This is a genomic window from Pedobacter sp. Leaf216, assembly GCF_001421515.1.
Lineage (GTDB): Bacteria > Bacteroidota > Bacteroidia > Sphingobacteriales > Sphingobacteriaceae > Pedobacter.
In genome coordinates this window covers 16,396-35,461 of record NZ_LMKM01000035.1, presented here as the reverse complement: position 1 = coordinate 35,461, position 19,066 = coordinate 16,396, and the positions used below count along the sequence as shown (strand labels likewise).

The following is a 19,066-nucleotide window of genomic DNA, read 5'->3' as shown; positions in this document are numbered from 1 at the left end:
CAACAACATAAAATGAAAAGCAAAACTGCATTAAACCCTACCATTTTTGTAATATTTGGTGGAACAGGTGATTTAAACAAAAGAAAATTAGCACCTGCCCTATATAATTTGTTTATAGAGGGTTACATGCCAAATAAGTTTGCCATTATTGGTACAGGTAGAACCGAATTTACCGACGATAGCTATAAAGCTGCCTTAGAAGATGCCGTAAATCAGTTTTCACGCAGTGGAAAAGTAAAAAAAGATAAGTGGGACGATTTTACAAAAACAATGCATTACTGCCCAACTGATTTTGCGCAGCCAAAAACCTTCGAAAATTTAAAAGCAGCTGTAGAAAAATATCAAAAAGAATATGGTGCAGGTACACAGGTAATTTTCTACCTCGCAGTTGCCCCTAACTTCTTCCCTATTATTGCAGAATGCTTGCAAAAATACAAACTTACCCAGGATGAAGACAACAGCCGTATTGTTATCGAAAAGCCTTTCGGCCATGATTTAGAATCGGCAAAAGAGCTTAATGCTTTATTGGCTACCATTTTTACTGAAAAACAGATTTACCGTATCGATCATTATTTAGGTAAAGAAACCGTTCAAAATATGATGGCTTTCCGTTTTGCAAATGCCTTGTTCGAGCCTTTATGGAACAGATCGTATATAGATCACGTTCAAATTTCGGTAACAGAACAATTAGGCGTAGGCGATCGTGGTGGCTATTACGAGGGTTCTGGTGCGTTAAGAGATATGATTCAGAATCACCTGTTGCAATTACTCTGTTTAATCGGAATGGAAGCTCCGATTAACTTCGATGCCGACGAAATCAGAAACCGTAAAGTAGAGGTTTTAAAAGCAATGCGTCCTTTTTCTGCTGAAGATATCCGTTTCCATACCGTTAGGGGCCAATACAGTAAAGGCTGGGTAGAAGGCAAAGAAGTTCCGGGCTACCGCCAGGAAAAAGGTGTAGATCCTCACTCCAACACCGAAACTTTTGCAGCAGTTAAATTTCATATCGATAACTGGAGATGGCAGGGCATTCCTTTCTATTTGAGAACAGGAAAACGCTTAAACCAAACTTCATCATTAATTACCATTCAGTTTAGAGATGTACCACATCAGATTTTCTCATCAGGTGTAACCGAAAACTGGCAGCAAAACAGATTGGTAATCAGTATTCAGCCAGAAATGAGTATCCGTATGCAGGTACAGGCCAAAAGACCAGGTTTGGATATGGTGCTAAATCCTGTTGATATGGTTTTCGATTACAAAGGAACCTACGAAGGTGATACACCTGAAGCTTACGAAACCTTGTTACTGGATGCGATGATGGGCGATCAAACGTTATTTATGCGTGGCGATCAGGTAGAAGCAGCCTGGGAGTTGGTAATGCCAATTTTAAATACCTGGGAAAGCAAAAAATCAATCAACTTCCCTAATTATCCTGCCGATAGCTGGGGACCGGAAGAAGCAGAAGCACTTATTGCAAGAGATGGTTTCCATTGGTTTAACCTGCCTTTGAAGAATAAAGAATAAATAAGTTGATGGTTCATGGCCTGATAGTCTCTAGCCATGAACCATCAACTATTAACCACTACAACATGAATCTACTCATATATAAAACATTAGAAGAACTTAATCAGGATCTGGCGGATTATGTAATTAAAATTGCAGAAATGTCTATCGAAGAAAACGACCGCTTTAATTTCGTTTTAACAGGCGGTAGTTCTCCTAAAGCACTCTATCATTTACTTGCTACCGAAGGTCAACATAGAATTGATTGGGAAAAAGTATATTTCTTCTTTGGAGATGAACGCAATGTTCCGGCAGATGATGATAATTATAATGGTTTAATGGCAAAAAAAGCCATTTTAGATCCATTAGGAATCAAAGAAGACCATATTTTTTATGTAAATACAACTTTAGCTCCAGAAAAAGCAGCGATTGAATATAAAAAAGCGATTGACAAGCATTTCAACGGAGAAGACATTGTTTTCGATCTGATTCTTTTAGGCATGGGCGATGATGCACACACCGCTTCTATATTCCCTCATACTACACTGGTAGAAGATGAAGAAGTAAATGTAGCTTCTGTATATGTAGAAAAATTAGATACTTACCGGATCAGTTTTACTGCACCTTTAATTAATAAAGCTGATAATGTGGCATTTTTAGTTTTTGGCGAAAACAAAGCTGAAGCATTGAAACATGTAATCGGCGATGAACACAAAGATGTAGATACCTACCCTTCTCAGTTAATTAACCCAATCGATGGTAAATTGACCTGGTTTGTAGATGATAAGGCCGTGTCGCTTTTAGAATCTTAAATAATTATTCCAAGCCATAAAGATCCTGAAACAAGTTCAGGAGGACGATTTACCTAATACGTGCGTCACCCTGAAAAATATGCGTCACCCTAAAACACGCGCGTCACCCTGAATTTATTTCAGGGCCTGTAACCCATTAATGTATTTGAGCCATAAAGATCCTGAAACAAGTTCAGGAAGACGATTTACTTAATACACGCGTCACCCTGAATTTATTTCAGGGCCTGTAACCCATTAATGTATTTGAGCCATAAAGATCCTGAAACAAGTTCAGGAGGACGATTTACCTAATACACGCGTCACCCTGAATTTATTTCAGGGCCTAAAATCCATGAATGTATTTCGTTGCAAAAACATCCTGAAACAAGTTCAGGAAGACGATTACCTCATAAAACTTATCGTTCCTCCGTTTCGATTAAATTGACAATCCAATAACTACAATCTAATCCAGCTTCTCTTCAATCAGCAATTTAATAATCCCATCGGCCATCCCCACTTTAGGCACATAAATTTGCTTAATGCCTGTCCACTTCATTAAAGTTAAATAAATTTCGCAGGCAGGGATAATCACATCCGCACGGTCAGGATTTAGTCCTAATGTGTTAATCCTTTCTTTTAATGAATAACTGGTTAATTTGTTATACATCGAATTTAATTTCTGCAAAGATAAAGGCGCGTTTTCCTTTTCGTCAGACATCCGGAATAGCTTATTAATGTTACCTCCAGTACCAATGCCTGCAAGGTGCTTATAAGCCTTTGTGTGCTCTTTCACCCATTCTCTCATCTCATCCCAGGTTTCTTCTTTGTCCTGGTTATCAAGCATCCTGATTGTACCAATGTTAAATGAGCGTGAAGCCTCAGGTGTTCCTTTTACAAAAACCGACAACTCTGTACTGCCACCACCAACATCAATATACAAATAGGTTTTATTTTCGTCCAATTCTTCTTCAATATGATTGGCATATATAATATTTGCTTCGCGCTGCCCTTCAATAATCTCTAAAGTAACGTCTGTTTGTTCTTTAATCAGCTTAACAATATCCTGACCATTGCTAGCCTCCCGCATGGCAGATGTTGCACAGGCCAAATATTCTGAAACATGATAAACATCCATCAGATTTTTAAATGCAGTCATGGTCTTCACCAGATCTGCAGATTTCTTATCCGAAATGTACTGATCCAAAAATGCATCATCACCCAATCTTAAAGGCACACGGATTAAAGTATTTTTCTTGTATTTATATTTTCCGTCCTGTTTACTGATATCGGCAATGAGTAACCTCACGGCATTCGAACCGATATCTATAGCTGCGTATCTTAACATTATGATTGATGCTTGGTTTTTAAATAGTTATAAATGTCTACTTGTGCCCTTATTTTTTTGCTTAACCTGTTTTTATGGTATTTATTGTTATTTAAGGCGTTTATCTGCCGCGATTTTGTATTGTCCTGCAATTGCAGATCGATAATATCCTGAATTTCCTGTTTCACATCATGATCTAAAACCGGAAAACCCACTTCTACACGGTGTTCAAAATTTCGGCTCATTAAATCGGCAGACGATAAATACATATCGTTTTTTCCATTATTGCCAAAAATATACACACGGGCATGCTCTAAAAACTTATCGATAATACTGATGGCTGTAATGTTTTCGCTAAATCCCTTCACACCAGGCACTAAACAACAAATACCACGGATAATAAGTTGAATTTTAACCCCTGCATTGCTGGCATCGTACAGTTTTGCAATAATGCCCTCATCAGCTAAACTATTCACTTTTAACATGATGTAAGCCAACTTTCCTTGTTTGGCATTTCGTATTTCGCGGTTGATAAAATTAACCAGCTTTGAACGGCTTTCTAAAGGCGAAACAATCAGGTGTTTAAAACCTTTGGTTACTGTTCTCTTGCTCAGGGCATCAAAAAGCTTCACCAAATCGTTTGTAATTTCTTTTTTAGCGGTAAAAATACTGTGGTCGCAATATAAACCTGCTGTTTTCTCATTAAAATTACCTGTGGCCAAATTGGCATAATAAACAGGTTTTTCTTTTTCCATCCGTTTTACCAAACAGATTTTAGAATGCACTTTATAATCAGTTAAACCATAATTTACTTTCACCCCTTCTTCCATCAAACGGGTAGTCCAGAAAATATTCGCCTGCTCATCAAAACGTGCTTTTAACTCTAGTAAAACCGAAACAGCTTTGCCATTTTTAGCGGCATTGATCAGTGCGTTAATCACCTTCGAATTTTCGGCGAGGCGGTACAAAGTAATCTGTATTTCGGTTACCTTAGGGTCAAGGGCCGCTTCGCGCAGAAACAGAATAATATAATCGTAAGATTGGTAGGGCAAATTAACCAGGTAATCACGTTGGGCTACCTTATTAAACATGCTTTGTGTGCGGTGCAGATCGTGCACCTTAAGCGGCACGTTTGGCGCATATTCCAGCTCCTTTTTACCCACATTTGGGAAAGCAATAAAATCGCCGAATTTGTGGTAACGGTTGCCTGGAATTAAACTTTCGGCTTCGAGTTTAAGTTTATTTACCAAAACAGTAAGCATATTTAAAGGCATAGCAGAATCGTAAAGCAAACGCATGGGTTTCCCCTTTTTTCGCTTTTCCAAACTGCTTTTTAAATCTTCAATAAATTTATCATTGATATTTTTATCAATATCCAGTTCAGCATCACGTGTTAACTGAATCGAATAAGCCTCTAAATTATCGTAGGTAAAAACATAAAAAATATCATCTAAACAATACCTGATAATGTCTTCAGCAAGTATAATAAATTTCAGGTCGTTGGTTTCTGGCAGCACCAAAAACCTTGGCAAATTCGGTGGAATTTCAATTAAAGCATACTTTTCTCTAATTTTTGTATCTTTTTTCGAAAGTTTAACAAAGAAATAAAGGTACCTGTCTTTAAGTTCTGGAAAAGGCTTCTCCATATCCAGCATAATCGGCACTACGTTGGATAAAATCTTATCTCTAAAGTGGTTTTTAACAAACTCACCCCGGCTTACGTTGAGTTGTGTATCATTTAGAATAAAAATTCTGTTTTGCGCAAGTTCATTGATCAAAGTGGCCTGAAATAGCTGGTCGAATTTTCTTTCCTGCTTTACCACAATGTTTTTGATTTCATTAAGAATTTTCTTGGGATTAAAGCCCAAAAGTGCTTTTGCTTTATCGTTTAAATTCGTTAACCTGGTCATTGTAGCCACACGAACCCGATAAAACTCTTCTAAGTTGGAAGAAAATATTGATAGAAACTTAATCCTTTCGATAAGCGGCACGGTTTCATCGGCTGCTTCCTGCAATACGCGATCGTTAAAGTAAAGCCAACTTATCTCTCGGTTAAAAAATGGGATCTTCTTATTGCTCATTTAAAAAAATAAAAAATCCCTGCCATAACAGGGATGTTCAAAACTGCACATTAATTTGTTAAATCGATGTTAATTCATCCACGCTTTAATGTTAACAAATCTATTTTTTAACTGGTGTTTTCACTTCTTTCTTAACCGCTGGCGCAGCTTTAGCTACTGTTTTTTTAACAACCGAAGTTGCTTTTTCTGGTGTAGCCACAGGTGCCACAGCTTTTTTAACTATTGCTGCTGCTTTTGCAGGGGCTTTAGCTGCTGTAGTTAATGCTTTTTTAGCTACAGATGGCGATGCTGCTACGGCTTCTTCTACTGCTGCAACTGGCTTTGCCAATACTTTTTCTGCCTTTTCTTCTGTTTCTATGGCAGCTACCTTAATGCTCTGTACCACAGGTTTGGCTTTTGCAACAGCCTTTTTTACCACTTTTGCTGCAGATTTCTCTGCCTTTGTTGTTGCCTTAACAACTGGTTTTTTAGCCTCTTTTGCCTTTTCTTTCGAGGCATGTAATAAATCATCAATTTTCTGACCAACATCGGCCTTAACGATTGTGAATTTTTTAGTTAATTTTCTGGCCACACGCTTACTTGCTTTCCCAACCTCTGTGCTAATTTCAGATACATCATGACCTAAGCTTTTAATCACATCCAGAAACTTATCTGTAATAGATTGCTCCAATTGTTTCTTAACTTCTTTTTTGGTGATTTTTTTTTGAGACTTCGGCTTAGTGGTTTTCATATTATTTTTCGTTTTTTTGTGAGGATGGATTAATTTCTATTAAATCTACTTATTTTTTTACTTTAAAGCTAAAACCATGCCTTCTTTTGATATAGTAAGTAAAGTTGACGCGCAAACATTAGACAACGCGATTAACAATGCTAAAAAGGAAATTTTAAACCGATTCGACTTCAACGGCTCAAAAAGCACCATCGATCTGGATAAAAAAACAAATGTTGTTACCATCGTAACCGAAGATGATATGCGTTTAAAAGCCATCGAAGGTTCTATTATTTCGCGAATGATGAAACAAAATTTAGATCCAAAAAGTCTCGATTTTGGTGATGAGCACCAGGCTTCTGGCAACATGATCAGAAAAGAAATCAGCATTAAAGAGGGCTTGGATAAAGAAGCCGCAAAAAAAGTTGTGGCAAAAATTAAAGCCAGCGGATTAAAAGTGCAGCCATCAATTATGGATGATCAGGTTCGTGTTACAGCAAAGAAAATTGATGATTTGCAAGCTGTAATCAATCTTTGCAGAAATCAAGATTTTGGTCAACCCCTGCAGTTTATAAATATGCGTAACTAATAAGGTTAATTGCGTAAACTGGTAAATTGGTTACTTATCCATTCGATAAGCCTATCATATGATTCACCAGTAAACTGATTTACGATAATCAACTTTTACAATTAAACGGTTAACTAGCATTAAAAATGGAAATCAGCGAAAACGGATTCATATTTTCAGATAATAAAGCGCATTTGGATATTGAAGCCATACACCAATATTTGAGTGAAGAATCTTATTGGGCAGAAGGCATCCCGCTTGCAACGGTAAAACATTCTATAGAAAATTCGTTGTGTTTTGGTATTTACAAGGGCCCTGAGCAGGTTGGTTTTGCAAGGTGGATAACCGATAAGGCTACTTTTGGCTGGCTTTGCGATGTGTATATCAAAGAAACTTACCGCGGTTTGGGTTTATCAAAAAAATTGATGTCATTTATGATCTTCCACCCAGATTTGCAGGGTTTAAGACGTTATCAACTGGCTACTTTAGATGCGCATGGCCTATATGAACAGTTTGGTTTTTCACAGATCCAAAATCCTGAAAGACAAATGGCTATCGCCAATCCAAACATCTATAAACAAGTGCAGGATTAACGGTAAAAACCTTTTTTAAGTTCTCTTGTTTTCAATACACATCAAAATAAAAGAAAACATGAAAAAGATATTTCTATTGTCTACAGCCTTTGCCTTGGCCATTTCTTTCCAGGCTTGCCAAACTGCGGATAAAAAATCAGCAACTACAAAAGACAGTGTTTCGGGCGATACCACCATGGTAAACGGAAATCATGTTGCAGGTGCAGAAACCACAGAAACTGGGGTTGACGAAGCTGGAGCAACCTTTTTAAGAAAAGCAGCCGTTGGCGGTATTATGGAAGTTGAAGCAGCAAAGATTGCTCAAAAAAATGCCAAAAGTGCCGAAGTGAAAGATTTTGCAGCTAAAATGCTGGCCGATCATACCAAAGCAAATACCGAGTTGAAAGCTTTGGCTGTAAATAAAAAAATCATTACTCCTGATGCACTTCCGGCCGAAGATCAGATCCACATCGATGCAATGAAAAAAATGACTGGAGCAGCCTTTGATAAACATTATATGGATATGATGGTTACCGACCATGATAAAACCGTTGCACTTTTTAAACAGGGAACTGAAAACCGCGATCAGGCAGTAAAAACCTGGGCAACCAATACTTTAACTGTGATACAATCGCATGATGAAATGGCCAAAAAAATTGTGGCCAATTTGAAGTAGATCGTATTATTTATATAGATGAAAATCCTGAAAAACGTTTCAGGATTTTTTTTTAACCAAAATTTCTTTCATTTAGGCGCAGGCAGGCATTACCCTGATCGGATAGCTATCGGATTTATTTCAGGATCTATTTTGCATAAAAGAAGCAGAAATAAATTGAACATGACGATCTCATTTAAGAAAAATAAAATCGGAATCAACAACAAAACATGCCAAAACCATTATTTTTAATACATTTTCTTTCAATAAAAAAATTAAAATTAACTTTCGACGTTTAATACTAAAATACATAAATGAATAAGAGTAGAATTTTTAGCGCCCTTATAAGTGCAGCCTTCTTAAGTGCGTTGCCAACTTTAGCCAATGCGCAAAAAGCCAACTGGCAAAACCTTGACCTTAAAAGTGATACCACTTTTGGGATCAGTACCGAAAAAGCTTACAAAGAGCTTTTAAAAGGTAAAAAATCAGTAAAAGTTATTGTTGCAGTTAATGATGGTGGTGTTGAAGCTACGCATGAAGACCTGAAAAGGATTATGTGGGTTAATACCAAAGAAATAGCGGGCAATGGAAAAGACGATGATAAAAATGGTTATATCGACGACATTAACGGTTGGAATTTTATTGGTGGACCAAAGGAATCCGTAAACTTCGAAACACTGGAGTTAACCCGTTTAGTACGTCGCGATCAGGCTCGATTTGCAAATACTACGGATGCAAATGTTGCTGAAAAGGACAAAAAAGATTACGAAACATTTAAAGCAGAAAGAGCAGATTTAGAAAAGCAACTGGCAGAAGCTAAAGAGAATCTTGCTGGCATAACTGGCTTTAAAACTGCTTTAGATGCTGTGGTAAAGAAAATTGGTAAGGAAAACCCAACTATCGAAGACTTTAAAAACTTTAAACCAGCTACAGAAATTGAAGGCAGAATTCAGGGTGTGTTAACCCAACAGCTTGAAAAAGGCAGCTTTAAAGATTTTTATGAAGATCAGATTGTTGAAGGTTTAGACTACTATACCCGCCAGGCCAATTACAACTTAAATCTTGATTACGATCCTCGTTCCGTAGTTGGTGATGACCCGAACAATGTAAAAGAGAAATTTTATGGCAATAATGATGTAGCCGGACCTGATGCCATGCACGGCACGCACGTAGCAGGTATTATAGCTGCTGATAGAACCAACAAACTTGGTATTTTAGGTGTGGCTGATAATGTTGCCATTATGGGTGTGCGTTGTACGCCAAATGGTGATGAAAGGGATAAAGATGTTGCCAATGCCATCCGTTATGCGGTAGATAATGGTGCAAAAGTGATCAACATGAGTTTTGGTAAAGCTTACAGCTGGAACAAGGAAATTGTAAACGAAGCGATGAAATATGCAGCTTCTAAAGATGTATTAATTGTACAGGCAGCTGGTAACGAAAACAAAAATATTGATGTAGAAAACAACTTTCCTAACCATAAAGATTTAGACGAAAAAACCATTGCTTCATGGATCACTGTTGGTGCTTCTGGTCCGAAAGATGATGAAACGCTTAAAGCAAGCTTCTCTAACTTTGGCAAACAACAGGTTGATGTTTTCGCTCCTGGTGTTCAGATTTATTCTACCGTGCCAGGCTCTAAATACAAAAACCTTGATGGAACCAGTATGGCCTCTCCTGTTGTAGCTGGTTTAGCTGGTTTAATCCGTTCGTATTATCCAAAATTAACAGCAGCACAGGTTAAAGAAATCATTGTTAAATCGGTAACTAAAGTGAACCACAACGTGGAGTACGCAAAAGGTGAAGAGCCTGGAGCAGAAAAAGTTTCGGTTCCGTTCTCTGATCTTTGTATTAGCGGTGGTATCGTAAATACTTATAATGCATTAAAATTAGCAGCAACATACACTGGTAAAGCAACTGCAAAGTAGGTTGATTTTTTGCCACGGAATCACAGAAACACGGAGTATTTTATCTCAATTTGTCATTCTGAGCAAGTCGAAGAATCTTCCAGCCATTATTTAATAAAACAAAAAAAGCATCCTGATGTAAAATCAGGATGCTTTTTTGTATAACATTCGGAGAAGTCATTTTGATAGGCATATTGTTTACATCGGTATCGTTTGTAATGAGGATGTACGAGTAAAGCGATTTTATCGCTCTTAAAGGAATTATTTTCGCATTGCAAATGCGGGCCTCAAAAATCCTCGTTACAAACGAGGACTATTAAAGTTTTTCAGCCGACGAAGCAATCTTCTACATCGTTATCGTTTGTAATGAGGATGTACGAGTAAAGCAATTTTATCGCTCTTAAAGNGAGGACTATTAAAGTTTTTCAGCCGACGAAGCAATCTTCTACATCGTTATCGTTTGTAATGAGGATGTACGAGTAAAGCAATTTTATCGCTCTTAAAGGAATTATTTTCGCATTGCWAATGCGGGCCTCAAAAATCCTCGTTACAAAAGAGGACTATTAAAGTTTTTCAGCCGACGAAGCAATCTTCTACATCGTTATCGTTTGTAATGAGGATGTACGAGTAAAGCAATTTTATCGCTCTTAAAGGAATTATNGAGGACTATTAAAGTTTTTCAGCCGACGAAGCAATCTTCTACATCGTTATCGTTTGTAATGAGGATGTACGAGTAAAGCAATTTTATCGCTCTTAAAGGAATTATTTTCGCATTGCAAATGCGTACCTCAAAAATCCTCGTTACAAACGAGGACTATTAAAACAGCTTGTCAATGGTAGTAGGTTGATTCTTTTGCCACGGAATCACAGAAACACGGAGTATTTTATCTCAATTTGTCATTCTGAGCAAGTCGAAGAATCTTACAGCCATTATTTAATAAAAAAAAAAAAGCATCCTGATGTAAAATCAGGACGCTTTTTTGTATAACATTCGGAGAAGTCTTTTTGATAGGCATATTGCCCATTAAACTTGACTTCTCTAATTATACCGTATCCATATCAATTACGAAACGGTATTTTACATCGCTGCTTAATACCCGCTCATAGGCTTCGTTAACGTAGTTGATATTGATCACTTCCACTTCTGAAACAATATCATGTGCGGCACAGAAATCAAGCATCTCCTGTGTTTCTTCAATCCCACCAATACTCGAAGCGGTTAAAACCCTGTTGCCCTGCATCAAACCAGAACCTGGAAATTTTATCGGCTCGGCAGGTATGCCAACGCAGATATGTACACCGTTCACATTTAATAACTTAAAATACATTTCGTAATCGTGCGGTGCAGAAACTGAATCGATGATAAAATCGAAATGCTTGGCGTATTTCTTCAACTGTTCAGCATCTTTGGTGATCACAAAGTTATGCGCGCCTAATTTTCTTGCATCTTCCTCTTTTGATGGCGAAGTACTTAATACCGTAACTTCTGCACCAAAAGCGACAGCAAATTTAACTGCCATGTGGCCTAAACCGCCTAAACCCAATACTGCAACTTTATGGCCTTTGGTAATTCCCCATCTTTTAATTGGCGAATAGGTGGTTATACCAGCACATAACAATGGTGCTACACCCGCTAATGGAAGGTTATCGGCAACGTGTACCACAAATTCTTCTGTACAAACAATTTTATTTGAGTAACCACCATATGTTGGCGTAGTTTTATCTCTTTCAACACTATTATACGTCCAAACGGTTTCTCCTTTTTCACAAAACTGTTGCTGGCCGCCTTTACAGGTTGGGCATTCTTTACAGCTATCAACCATGCAACCAATACCAGCGAGGTCGCCAACTTTAAATTTTGAAACAGCAGATCCCACTTCTGTAATCCGGCCTACAATTTCATGTCCCGGAACCATCGGATAACGGGCAGGTCCCCATTCGCTCCTCACCTGATGAATATCGGAATGGCAAATGCCACTAAACAAAATTTCAATTAATACATCTTTCGGCCCAACATTCCTTCTTTCGAAATTCCATGGAGCCAATTTATCAGTTTTGCTGTGAACAGCATATCCTTTTGCAGCTATCATAATATCTTAAATTTTGCCCAAATCTAGGAGATTAACATTTAGGCTTCGTCATAGCCGGTTCATTTCAGCAGGTGCCATTTTGTTGCAATTAATCTATAAATACCGCTATGGATTCTATTTTATTGCTCCCGCTTTTTATATTAATGCCCCCGCTTTTTATATTAACGCCCCCGCTTTTTATAATGATGACCCCGCTTTTTATAATGATGCCCCCGCTTTTTATATTAACGCCCCCGCTTTTTATAATGATGTCCCCGCTTTTTATAATAACGCCCCTGCTTTTTATATTAACGCCCCCGCTTTTTATATTATCGCCTGTGCATTCACTAATCACGCACCTGATTTTAATTAAATCAATTTAATAGCATCATAAACATCATTTCCTGGGGCAAAGAGCAATCTTTTCCAGGTATTGCCATTAGTAAGGCTATAAAATTTGCTTCTCAACAATATGCCGGTAACTAAATAAACTACGCCAATATCTTATCTGGTGTAATTGGTAAAGTTCTGATTCTTTTCCCTGTTGCATTAAAAACCGCATTTGCTACTGCGGCAGAAAAGCCGATTAAAGCAATTTCTCCCATACCTTTTGCACCCATTGGATTAATATAAGGATCGGGCTTATTGATAAAATTAACATCGATTTCTGGCACATCAGCATTTACCGGAACATGGTAATCGGCGAAGTTATTATTAATGTATCTTCCATAGCGGTGATCAACAATCGATTCTTCAGTTAAAGCCATTCCGATACCGCCAACAGCACCACCCAGCATTTGACTGCGGGCCGTTTTCGGACTAACGATAGTACCAGAATCGCCCACTGAAACAATTTTACTTACTTTAACCACACCTGTAAGCGAATGCACTTTAACCTGAACAAAATGAATTGAAAAAGAATACATTGAGTAATTGTCGCGCTCCTTTCCTCCCTGGCTTTCTTTGGTTACCTCTATATGAGGAAGGTTATTTTTTTTCAGTACATCAACAAAATTAGCTGTGGCATCCATATTTGAATTTGCGGCTAACTCTGCAACCGCTGATTTTAAAGCCACGCAAACATCGTTTACAGCCGAACCAACGGTAGAAAGTGTTGCCGAACCTCCCTGGCTTGGTGCAGGCGGCAATGATGAGTCGCCAAGTTCGAAAGTGATTTTATTTACCGGGATGTTCATCACTTTATTTGCAATTAAAGTCATACCAGTACCTGTACCAGGCCCAATATCACTTGTTGCACTTTGCAAAAGTAAAGAGCCATCTGCTTTCAAAATCCCTTTAACGCTGGCCTTACCTCTATTCGCATTAAATACACCCACACTTACTCCATAACCCGTTTGCCATGGCCCTTCAGTTAAACTTCCCGGCTTATTTTTCCTATTGTTCCATCCTATTTTATCAGCACCAATTTTATAAGCTTCTTTGATATTCTTACTCGAAAAAGGTTTGTTTTTTTGCTGATCGGTTTCCGGATCATTTTTTATTCTGAAATCCAATGGATCCATATCCAAAGCGTGCGCCATCTCATCAATTGCACTTTCGAGGGCAAATGCCCCCGTTGCTTCGCCTGGTCCGCGCATCCAGATCGGTACACCAAGATCAACCGGTACAATGGCATAAGATGTATTTACATTATCACACTGGTACATAAACTTGGCCATGTTTACCACTCCTTCAGTAAAATTCTCATAGCTGGATGTTTCGCCATATGCCCTGTGGGTAATGCCGGTTAGTTTACCATCTTTATTTGCACCTAAACCAATGGTTTGTATTGCAGCAGGCCGGTTACCAACCATTGTAAACATCTGCATCCTTGTAACCACAAGCTTTACTGGCTTACCAATGTGTTTCGAAGCCATTACAGTTGCAATTTCCAATGGCCAGGTACGCAATGCCATACCAAAGCCACCGCCCACAAATTCTGAGTTGACCTGGATATTTTCCATCGGGATTTTAAAAACATTGGCTATTGTGCCCTGAGTAGCTTTTACCCCCTGTGTTTTAGCATAAACGGTTAATTGGTTATTTGGCCGCCAATCGGCAATGATGCCATGGAGCTCCATTGGGTTATGTGTTTCAATGGGTAAAAAATATCTTTCTTCTACCTTTACTTCTGCCGTTTTATAAGCGTTTTCGATACCGCGCTTGTAATCAGCCTGACCTTGAAATTTTTTCGCTTTCGGATCTTTTAAAGCCTTTTCGAAATCGGTATTAAATTCTTCCTTTGCATACGTTGCTTTAACCAGCGAAGCCGCATAAGTTGCCCTTTCGAAGGTATTGGCCACTACAATGGCAATCGGTTGGCCATTATAAAAGATTCTATCCGTATAAAAAATCTTCATCTGTGGTCCGCCCTCCTGCTCGTAAGCAGCTGCAGATGGTTTGTTAAGGTGCGAAACCACGGCAATAACACCCGGGGCTTTTTCTGCTGCTTTGGTATCCAATGCCGTAATTTTACCTTTGGTGATGGTACTTGTAACCAAAACACCATACGTTAGGCCGGGCAGTTCATATTCGGCAAAATATTTAGCTTGTCCGGTAACTTTTAAAAAGCCATCTACACGGTCGTTATCGTCTTTTAAAATTCTCTTTTCCATAACTAAGCTTTCGATTTTGCAAGATTTAAGGCCTCGATAATTGTATTTGGTGCAAGTTTAAGTTTGAAATCATTTCCACCAAATCCTTTGGCATCTTTCATGGCCAACTGAGCAGCTTGTTCAAAATTGTATTGGGTAGCTTCCTTTCCTTTTAAGAAACTCTCGGATGCCGTTAAACGCCAGGGTTTATGTGCTACACCGCCCATAGCCAAGCGTACATCGGTAATTTTATTGTTGTTAATTTCTAATGCTGCAGCTACTGATACCAGTGCAAAAGCATAAGATGCACGATCTCTGACTTTAAGATAATGGTAGTTTTTAGCAAGATTATTTGTCGGAATCTCCAATCTGATAATCATTTCATCTGCCTTTAAGTTATTGTCTAACTGGGGCATATCTCCGGGTAAGCGATGAAAATCTTTAAATAAAATTTTATGTTCTCCTTTACTGTTAGCCAGCACAACTTCGGCATCTAAAGCAATTAAAGCCACGCACATATCGCTAGGATGAACGGCAATACACTGTGCTGAAGTTCCGAAAATTGCATGCATGCGGTTAAAACCTTCCATGGCTCCACAACCTGTACCTGGCTGGCGTTTATTGCAAGGCATTTCAGTATCATAAAAATAGCCGCAACGGGTACGCTGCATCATGTTACCACCAACAGTAGCTACATTTCGCAATTGTGCAGATGCACCTGCCTGTAAGGCCCACGAAAGTAAAGGAAGCTTTTCTTTAATCAACGCGCTATCTGCCACGGCTGTGTTTGATGCCAAAGCACCTATATGGATTTTAGTTCCTACCTGTTCAATCTGTTTCAGCGGAACGTGGTTAATATCAATGAGCTTTTCGGGTGCCGAAACCCCTCTTTTCATTAAATCGATAAGGTTTGTACCACCGGCCAGGAACTTTGCATTTTTATCCTTTCCCAATAAAGCAATTGCAGATTTTGCCGTGGTTGTTCTTAAGTATTGAAAATTGATCATACTGTTGCTCCTCCTTCCTTAACTTCAACTATTGCATCAACAATGTTTGGGTAAGCTCCACACCTACAGATATTTCCACTCATATATTCACTTATTTCTGCTCTCGAATTGGTATGCCCTTCGCGTACACAGGCCACCGCCGACATAATTTGCCCCGGCGTACAGTATCCGCATTGAAAACCATCGTGTTTAATAAAGGCAGCCTGCATAGGATGCAAAGTATCCCCATTTGCCAAACCTTCTATTGTAGTAATCTTTTTGCCTTCATTCATTACGGCCAAACTGAGGCACGAATTTACCCTTTGCCCATCAACATGAACGGTACAAGCACCGCACTGCCCATGGTCGCAGCCCTTTTTAGTTCCCGTGAGGTGCAATTCTTCACGCAGGTAATCCAAAAGAGTTACCCTTGGCTCTACCGAGGTTTTATAGGCTTTATTATTAACCGTAAGGTTTAGGGGAATTTTCTCAAACAGCTCGGCAAAACGCTCATCAGCATTGTTTTCTGCAGCCTTTACCGCAACGCCAGGCGTTAAAGCAATCGCAGTGATCACAGAGCTTTTCTTAAGGAAATCGCGTCTGCTATCGCCCTGATTTGGTTTCTGATCAGAAGATTTCATAATTTAATATTTAGATAAGGGATTTTTTCTAAGTTCGCAATTCTAAACCTCAAATTTTAGTAAATCAGAAATTTAGAATTGTTCTATTCAGTAATATTTTCATATAACTCATTAAGCGTAAACCATTAGCAAAATAATTTTTAAAATCTTCAACCAATGTATACTTTTATAAAATGGACAATGTAAAACCACTACCCGATTTATCAGCAGAAGAGCAACGTGTTTTAGGTGCGTTAATAGAAAAAAGCAGAACTACGCCAGACTATTACCCAATGACTTTAAATAGTTTAACAGCTGCCTGTAACCAAAAAAGCTCACGAAATCCGGTTGTAAATTACGATGAAGAAACCATAACCTTAACACTGAACCAACTTAAAATAAAAGGCTTAATATCCACTGCTACAGGCGGATCGAGCAGGGCAACTAAATACAAGCATAATCTTGCAATAGCATATCCTTTAGTGCCTTCCGAATTGGCCATTATCTGTTTATTACTTTTACGTGGACCGCTAACGCCAGGCGAAATTAACAACAATTCAGGAAGGTTGTATGAATTTGAAAGCATTGAAGAAGTTTTGGAACAACTTCAAAAATTAGCCGATGAGGAACCTGCCTTTGTAAAGCAACTGGCTAAAAAAGCCGGACAAAAAGAAGCCCGTTTTATTCATCTATTGGGTGAGCAGGCCGAAACCACTACTGAACCAGAAACTGATGTAACTGCTCCTGCAACCTTTGATTCAACTGAACTGGAAAACAGGATAGAAAAGCTGGAACTTGAAGTAGAGGAATTAAAAGAACTGGTTAATTTACTGATGGATAAATAGTTCGTTTGTTCACTTACAATTGTTCATTGGTTTCTCACCCATTGGGATAATCTCAAGCGATTATCAGTCTGAGCGTAGTTGAAGGCTATTATATTACATTTCAGTGCTTCTTTGTTTCCGTGGAAGAAAATTATTAGCGTCTTAGCGAGACGCCGAGAACAGTATAAAATTTTTTAGTGATCGTCATTCTTACGCAGGTGGTAATCTTAAAGCTTGTTGCATTACAATTCCCAATCAAGTTGAAAATGACGCATCGACTCAAAACAAATCTAAAACAAAAAAAGTGCTTGGTGATTAACCAAACACTTTATAAGTCCCTAATTAAACAACTAGGAACAACAAATCAATTAAGCCTCGTACTTTTTAAAAATCGTACTGGCCGTATGTCCACCGAAACCGAATGTGTTGTTCAAAACATAATTTATTTCTTTTTCAATCGGTTCTCCCAACACAATATTCAATCCTTTAGGGATACTTTCATCTAAATTTTTGGTATTAATTGTTGGCGGAATAACATTATCCCTAATGGATAAAACACTAATTACACTTTCCACTGCTCCGGCCGCACCAAGCAGGTGACCTGTCATCGATTTTGTTGCACCAATTACAACTGGCAATCCATTAAAAACTGTATTAATTGCCTGTAATTCACTTAAATCACCCAAACCAGTTGAAGTAGCATGTGCATTGATGTAATCAATTTTATCAGCCGTAATTCCTGCATCTTTTAAAGCTTTTGTCATCCCTAAAGCAGCACCTATTCCATCAGGAGGTGTGCCGGTTAAATGATAAGCATCAGCAGCCATTCCACCACCAATAATCTCTGCATAAATGTGCGCACCACGAGCCAATGCATGGTCTAGCTCCTCTAAAATAAGGGCACCTGCACCTTCACTCATCACAAAACCATCCCTATCCTTATCAAAAGGTTTGGATGCACCTTGTGGATCTTCATTATTTTTAGACAATGCCTGCGCTGCATTAAAACCTCCTACTGATGATTTCGTTAATGCAGCTTCTGAGCCACCGGCAATCATTACACTTGCTTTACCTAATCGAATGGTATCAAAAGCATTAATAATAGCTGTATTTGATGATGCACATGCAGATACGGTACAATAATTAGGGCCACGCAACTTATGACGGATAGAAATGGCCCCTGCTGCGATATCTACAATCATTTTAGGAATAAAATATGGATTGAACCTTGGCGTTCCGTCTCCTGCATGAAACTCTTCCAATTGCGCCTCAAAAGTACCAATACCACCATTACCAGTGGCCCAAATTACCCCAACTTCAGCAAGTTCATCATTACTCATTGTACTAAAATCCAATCCTGCATCTGCAATCGCCTGATCGGTTGAGCCAATTGCATACTGCGTAAAAAGATCGTACTTTTTGATTTCTTTTTTCTCCAGGTATTTTTCAGGATCGAAACCCTTCACTTCACCAGCAAACTGCGTTTTAAACTTACTCGAATCAAATTTTGTAATCGGGCCAATGCCACTTTTTCCGGCTAATATTTGTTGCCAAAACGTTTCTACACTATTGCCTAAAGGGGTTATAGCGCCCAAACCTGTTACTACTACTCTATTCATTTTAATAATTTTTAGTCAACATTCCTGAATAAATAATCGACCAATGATTGTACGCGTGGGGAAATAATTAATATGGCAGGAATGGCCACGATATAAGAAATGCCCCACGATTTTAACCAAACCCTCATAAAAGCCGATGTAAATCCAAGATTAACACTTATCGCCGCGAAAGTAACTATTCCTGTAGTAAAAACCGCCATAATAAATGCAAATGCCACCTTCTTTTTCATTCCTGCCAAGT

The 19,066-nt window shown here is 38.5% G+C and carries 17 protein-coding genes; 7 read left to right on the top strand and 10 right to left on the bottom strand.

Annotated features, from left to right (window positions below; translation table 11 throughout):
* The first annotated feature begins 12 nt into the window (after window positions 1-12).
* The gene (gene zwf / locus ASE74_RS20815) at window positions 13-1,527 is read left to right on the top strand and encodes a glucose-6-phosphate dehydrogenase (protein WP_055913468.1); all 1,515 of its coding nucleotides are present in this window, start codon (window positions 13-15) and stop codon (window positions 1,525-1,527) included.
* 65 nt (window positions 1,528-1,592) lie between these two features.
* Complete coding sequence (gene pgl / locus ASE74_RS20810; RefSeq protein ID WP_055913465.1) at window positions 1,593-2,318, top strand: 6-phosphogluconolactonase; 726 nt, start codon at window positions 1,593-1,595, stop codon at window positions 2,316-2,318.
* A gap of 442 nt (window positions 2,319-2,760) precedes the next feature.
* Here the strand turns inward: pgl and ASE74_RS20805 are convergent, their stop codons facing one another.
* From ASE74_RS20805 to ASE74_RS20795, 3 genes are all read right to left on the bottom strand, one after another.
* Window positions 2,761-3,642, bottom strand: a complete 882-nt coding sequence (locus ASE74_RS20805; protein WP_055913462.1) for an exopolyphosphatase — start codon at window positions 3,640-3,642, stop codon at window positions 2,761-2,763.
* Window positions 3,642-5,702 carry a polyphosphate kinase 1 gene (gene ppk1, locus ASE74_RS20800; RefSeq protein WP_055913459.1) on the bottom strand — a complete coding sequence of 687 codons (2,061 nt, stop codon included), beginning with the start codon at window positions 5,700-5,702 and terminating at the stop codon, window positions 3,642-3,644. The genes ASE74_RS20805 and ppk1 overlap by 1 nt, the downstream gene beginning before the upstream one ends.
* Window positions 5,703-5,802: 100 nt before the next feature.
* Window positions 5,803-6,432 carry a hypothetical protein gene (locus ASE74_RS20795; protein WP_055913457.1) on the bottom strand — a complete coding sequence of 210 codons (630 nt, stop codon included), beginning with the start codon at window positions 6,430-6,432 and terminating at the stop codon, window positions 5,803-5,805.
* Window positions 6,433-6,508: 76 nt separating this feature from the next.
* Here ASE74_RS20795 and ASE74_RS20790 point away from each other — a divergent pair, with 76 nt between their 5' ends.
* From ASE74_RS20790 to ASE74_RS20770, 4 genes are all read left to right on the top strand, one after another.
* Window positions 6,509-7,000, top strand: coding sequence for a YajQ family cyclic di-GMP-binding protein (locus tag ASE74_RS20790; RefSeq protein WP_055913455.1), 492 nt, complete (start codon window positions 6,509-6,511; stop codon window positions 6,998-7,000).
* A gap of 125 nt (window positions 7,001-7,125) precedes the next feature.
* Window positions 7,126-7,572, top strand: coding sequence for a GNAT family N-acetyltransferase (locus ASE74_RS20785; RefSeq protein WP_055913453.1), 447 nt, complete (start codon window positions 7,126-7,128; stop codon window positions 7,570-7,572).
* 58 nt (window positions 7,573-7,630) lie between these two features.
* Window positions 7,631-8,227 (top strand): DUF4142 domain-containing protein, encoded by a 597-nt coding sequence (locus ASE74_RS20780; protein ID WP_055913450.1) that lies wholly within the window; start codon window positions 7,631-7,633, stop codon window positions 8,225-8,227.
* A gap of 293 nt (window positions 8,228-8,520) precedes the next feature.
* Window positions 8,521-10,134 (top strand): S8 family peptidase, encoded by a 1,614-nt coding sequence (locus ASE74_RS20770; RefSeq protein WP_055913444.1) that lies wholly within the window; start codon window positions 8,521-8,523, stop codon window positions 10,132-10,134.
* 1,022 nt (window positions 10,135-11,156) lie between these two features.
* On the opposite strand, the gene ASE74_RS20765 is transcribed toward ASE74_RS20770, so the two are convergent.
* From ASE74_RS20765 to ASE74_RS20745, 5 genes are all read right to left on the bottom strand, one after another.
* On the bottom strand, window positions 11,157-12,203 hold the full coding sequence (locus tag ASE74_RS20765; RefSeq protein ID WP_055913441.1) for an NAD(P)-dependent alcohol dehydrogenase: 1,047 nt from the start codon (window positions 12,201-12,203) through the stop codon (window positions 11,157-11,159).
* 88 nt (window positions 12,204-12,291) lie between these two features.
* A complete protein-coding gene (locus tag ASE74_RS24850) occupies window positions 12,292-12,537 on the bottom strand; it encodes a hypothetical protein (protein WP_157255494.1) in 246 nt (81 codons plus the stop codon).
* A 136-nt stretch (window positions 12,538-12,673) separates the two neighbouring features.
* Window positions 12,674-14,797 carry a xanthine dehydrogenase family protein molybdopterin-binding subunit gene (locus tag ASE74_RS20755; protein WP_055913435.1) on the bottom strand — a complete coding sequence of 708 codons (2,124 nt, stop codon included), beginning with the start codon at window positions 14,795-14,797 and terminating at the stop codon, window positions 12,674-12,676.
* A gap of 2 nt (window positions 14,798-14,799) precedes the next feature.
* Window positions 14,800-15,783: a xanthine dehydrogenase family protein subunit M gene (locus ASE74_RS20750; RefSeq protein WP_055913432.1), complete on the bottom strand. Its 984-nt coding sequence runs from the start codon at window positions 15,781-15,783 to the stop codon at window positions 14,800-14,802.
* On the bottom strand, window positions 15,780-16,403 hold the full coding sequence (locus ASE74_RS20745; protein ID WP_055913429.1) for a (2Fe-2S)-binding protein: 624 nt from the start codon (window positions 16,401-16,403) through the stop codon (window positions 15,780-15,782). Before ASE74_RS20745 ends, ASE74_RS20750 begins: the two co-directional genes overlap by 4 nt.
* Window positions 16,404-16,576: 173 nt before the next feature.
* On the opposite strand from ASE74_RS20745, the gene ASE74_RS20740 reads away from it, so the two are divergent.
* On the top strand, window positions 16,577-17,227 hold the full coding sequence (locus tag ASE74_RS20740; RefSeq protein ID WP_055913426.1) for a YceH family protein: 651 nt from the start codon (window positions 16,577-16,579) through the stop codon (window positions 17,225-17,227).
* 347 nt (window positions 17,228-17,574) lie between these two features.
* On the opposite strand, the gene fabF is transcribed toward ASE74_RS20740, so the two are convergent.
* The gene (gene fabF, locus ASE74_RS20735) at window positions 17,575-18,825 is read right to left on the bottom strand and encodes a beta-ketoacyl-ACP synthase II (protein WP_055913423.1); all 1,251 of its coding nucleotides are present in this window, start codon (window positions 18,823-18,825) and stop codon (window positions 17,575-17,577) included.
* Window positions 18,826-18,836: 11 nt separating this feature from the next.
* On the bottom strand, window positions 18,837-19,055 hold the full coding sequence (locus ASE74_RS24600; protein WP_082458882.1) for a DUF2798 domain-containing protein: 219 nt from the start codon (window positions 19,053-19,055) through the stop codon (window positions 18,837-18,839).
* Window positions 19,056-19,066 lie beyond the last annotated feature (11 nt).

Excerpts from the sequence above, each read along its gene's own strand:
- ASE74_RS20785 (WP_055913453.1), top strand. The coding sequence starts at position 7,126 with ATGGAAATCAGCGAAAACGGATTCATATTTTCAGATAATAAAGCGCAT.
- ASE74_RS20795 (WP_055913457.1), bottom strand. The coding sequence starts at position 6,432 with ATGAAAACCACTAAGCCGAAGTCTCAAAAAAAAATCACCAAAAAAGAA.
- ASE74_RS20770 (WP_055913444.1), top strand. The coding sequence starts at position 8,521 with ATGAATAAGAGTAGAATTTTTAGCGCCCTTATAAGTGCAGCCTTCTTA.
- ASE74_RS20750 (WP_055913432.1), bottom strand. The coding sequence starts at position 15,783 with ATGATCAATTTTCAATACTTAAGAACAACCACGGCAAAATCTGCAATT.
- fabF (WP_055913423.1), bottom strand. The coding sequence starts at position 18,825 with ATGAATAGAGTAGTAGTAACAGGTTTGGGCGCTATAACCCCTTTAGGC.
- ASE74_RS20740 (WP_055913426.1), top strand. The coding sequence starts at position 16,577 with ATGGACAATGTAAAACCACTACCCGATTTATCAGCAGAAGAGCAACGT.
- ASE74_RS24600 (WP_082458882.1), bottom strand. The coding sequence starts at position 19,055 with ATGAAAAAGAAGGTGGCATTTGCATTTATTATGGCGGTTTTTACTACA.
- ASE74_RS20805 (WP_055913462.1), bottom strand. The coding sequence starts at position 3,642 with ATGTTAAGATACGCAGCTATAGATATCGGTTCGAATGCCGTGAGGTTA.
- ASE74_RS20765 (WP_055913441.1), bottom strand. The coding sequence starts at position 12,203 with ATGATAGCTGCAAAAGGATATGCTGTTCACAGCAAAACTGATAAATTG.
- ASE74_RS20790 (WP_055913455.1), top strand. The coding sequence starts at position 6,509 with ATGCCTTCTTTTGATATAGTAAGTAAAGTTGACGCGCAAACATTAGAC.
- ASE74_RS20755 (WP_055913435.1), bottom strand. The coding sequence starts at position 14,797 with ATGGAAAAGAGAATTTTAAAAGACGATAACGACCGTGTAGATGGCTTT.
- ASE74_RS20780 (WP_055913450.1), top strand. The coding sequence starts at position 7,631 with ATGAAAAAGATATTTCTATTGTCTACAGCCTTTGCCTTGGCCATTTCT.
- ASE74_RS20745 (WP_055913429.1), bottom strand. The coding sequence starts at position 16,403 with ATGAAATCTTCTGATCAGAAACCAAATCAGGGCGATAGCAGACGCGAT.
- pgl (WP_055913465.1), top strand. The coding sequence starts at position 1,593 with ATGAATCTACTCATATATAAAACATTAGAAGAACTTAATCAGGATCTG.
- zwf (WP_055913468.1), top strand. The coding sequence starts at position 13 with ATGAAAAGCAAAACTGCATTAAACCCTACCATTTTTGTAATATTTGGT.
- ppk1 (WP_055913459.1), bottom strand. The coding sequence starts at position 5,702 with ATGAGCAATAAGAAGATCCCATTTTTTAACCGAGAGATAAGTTGGCTT.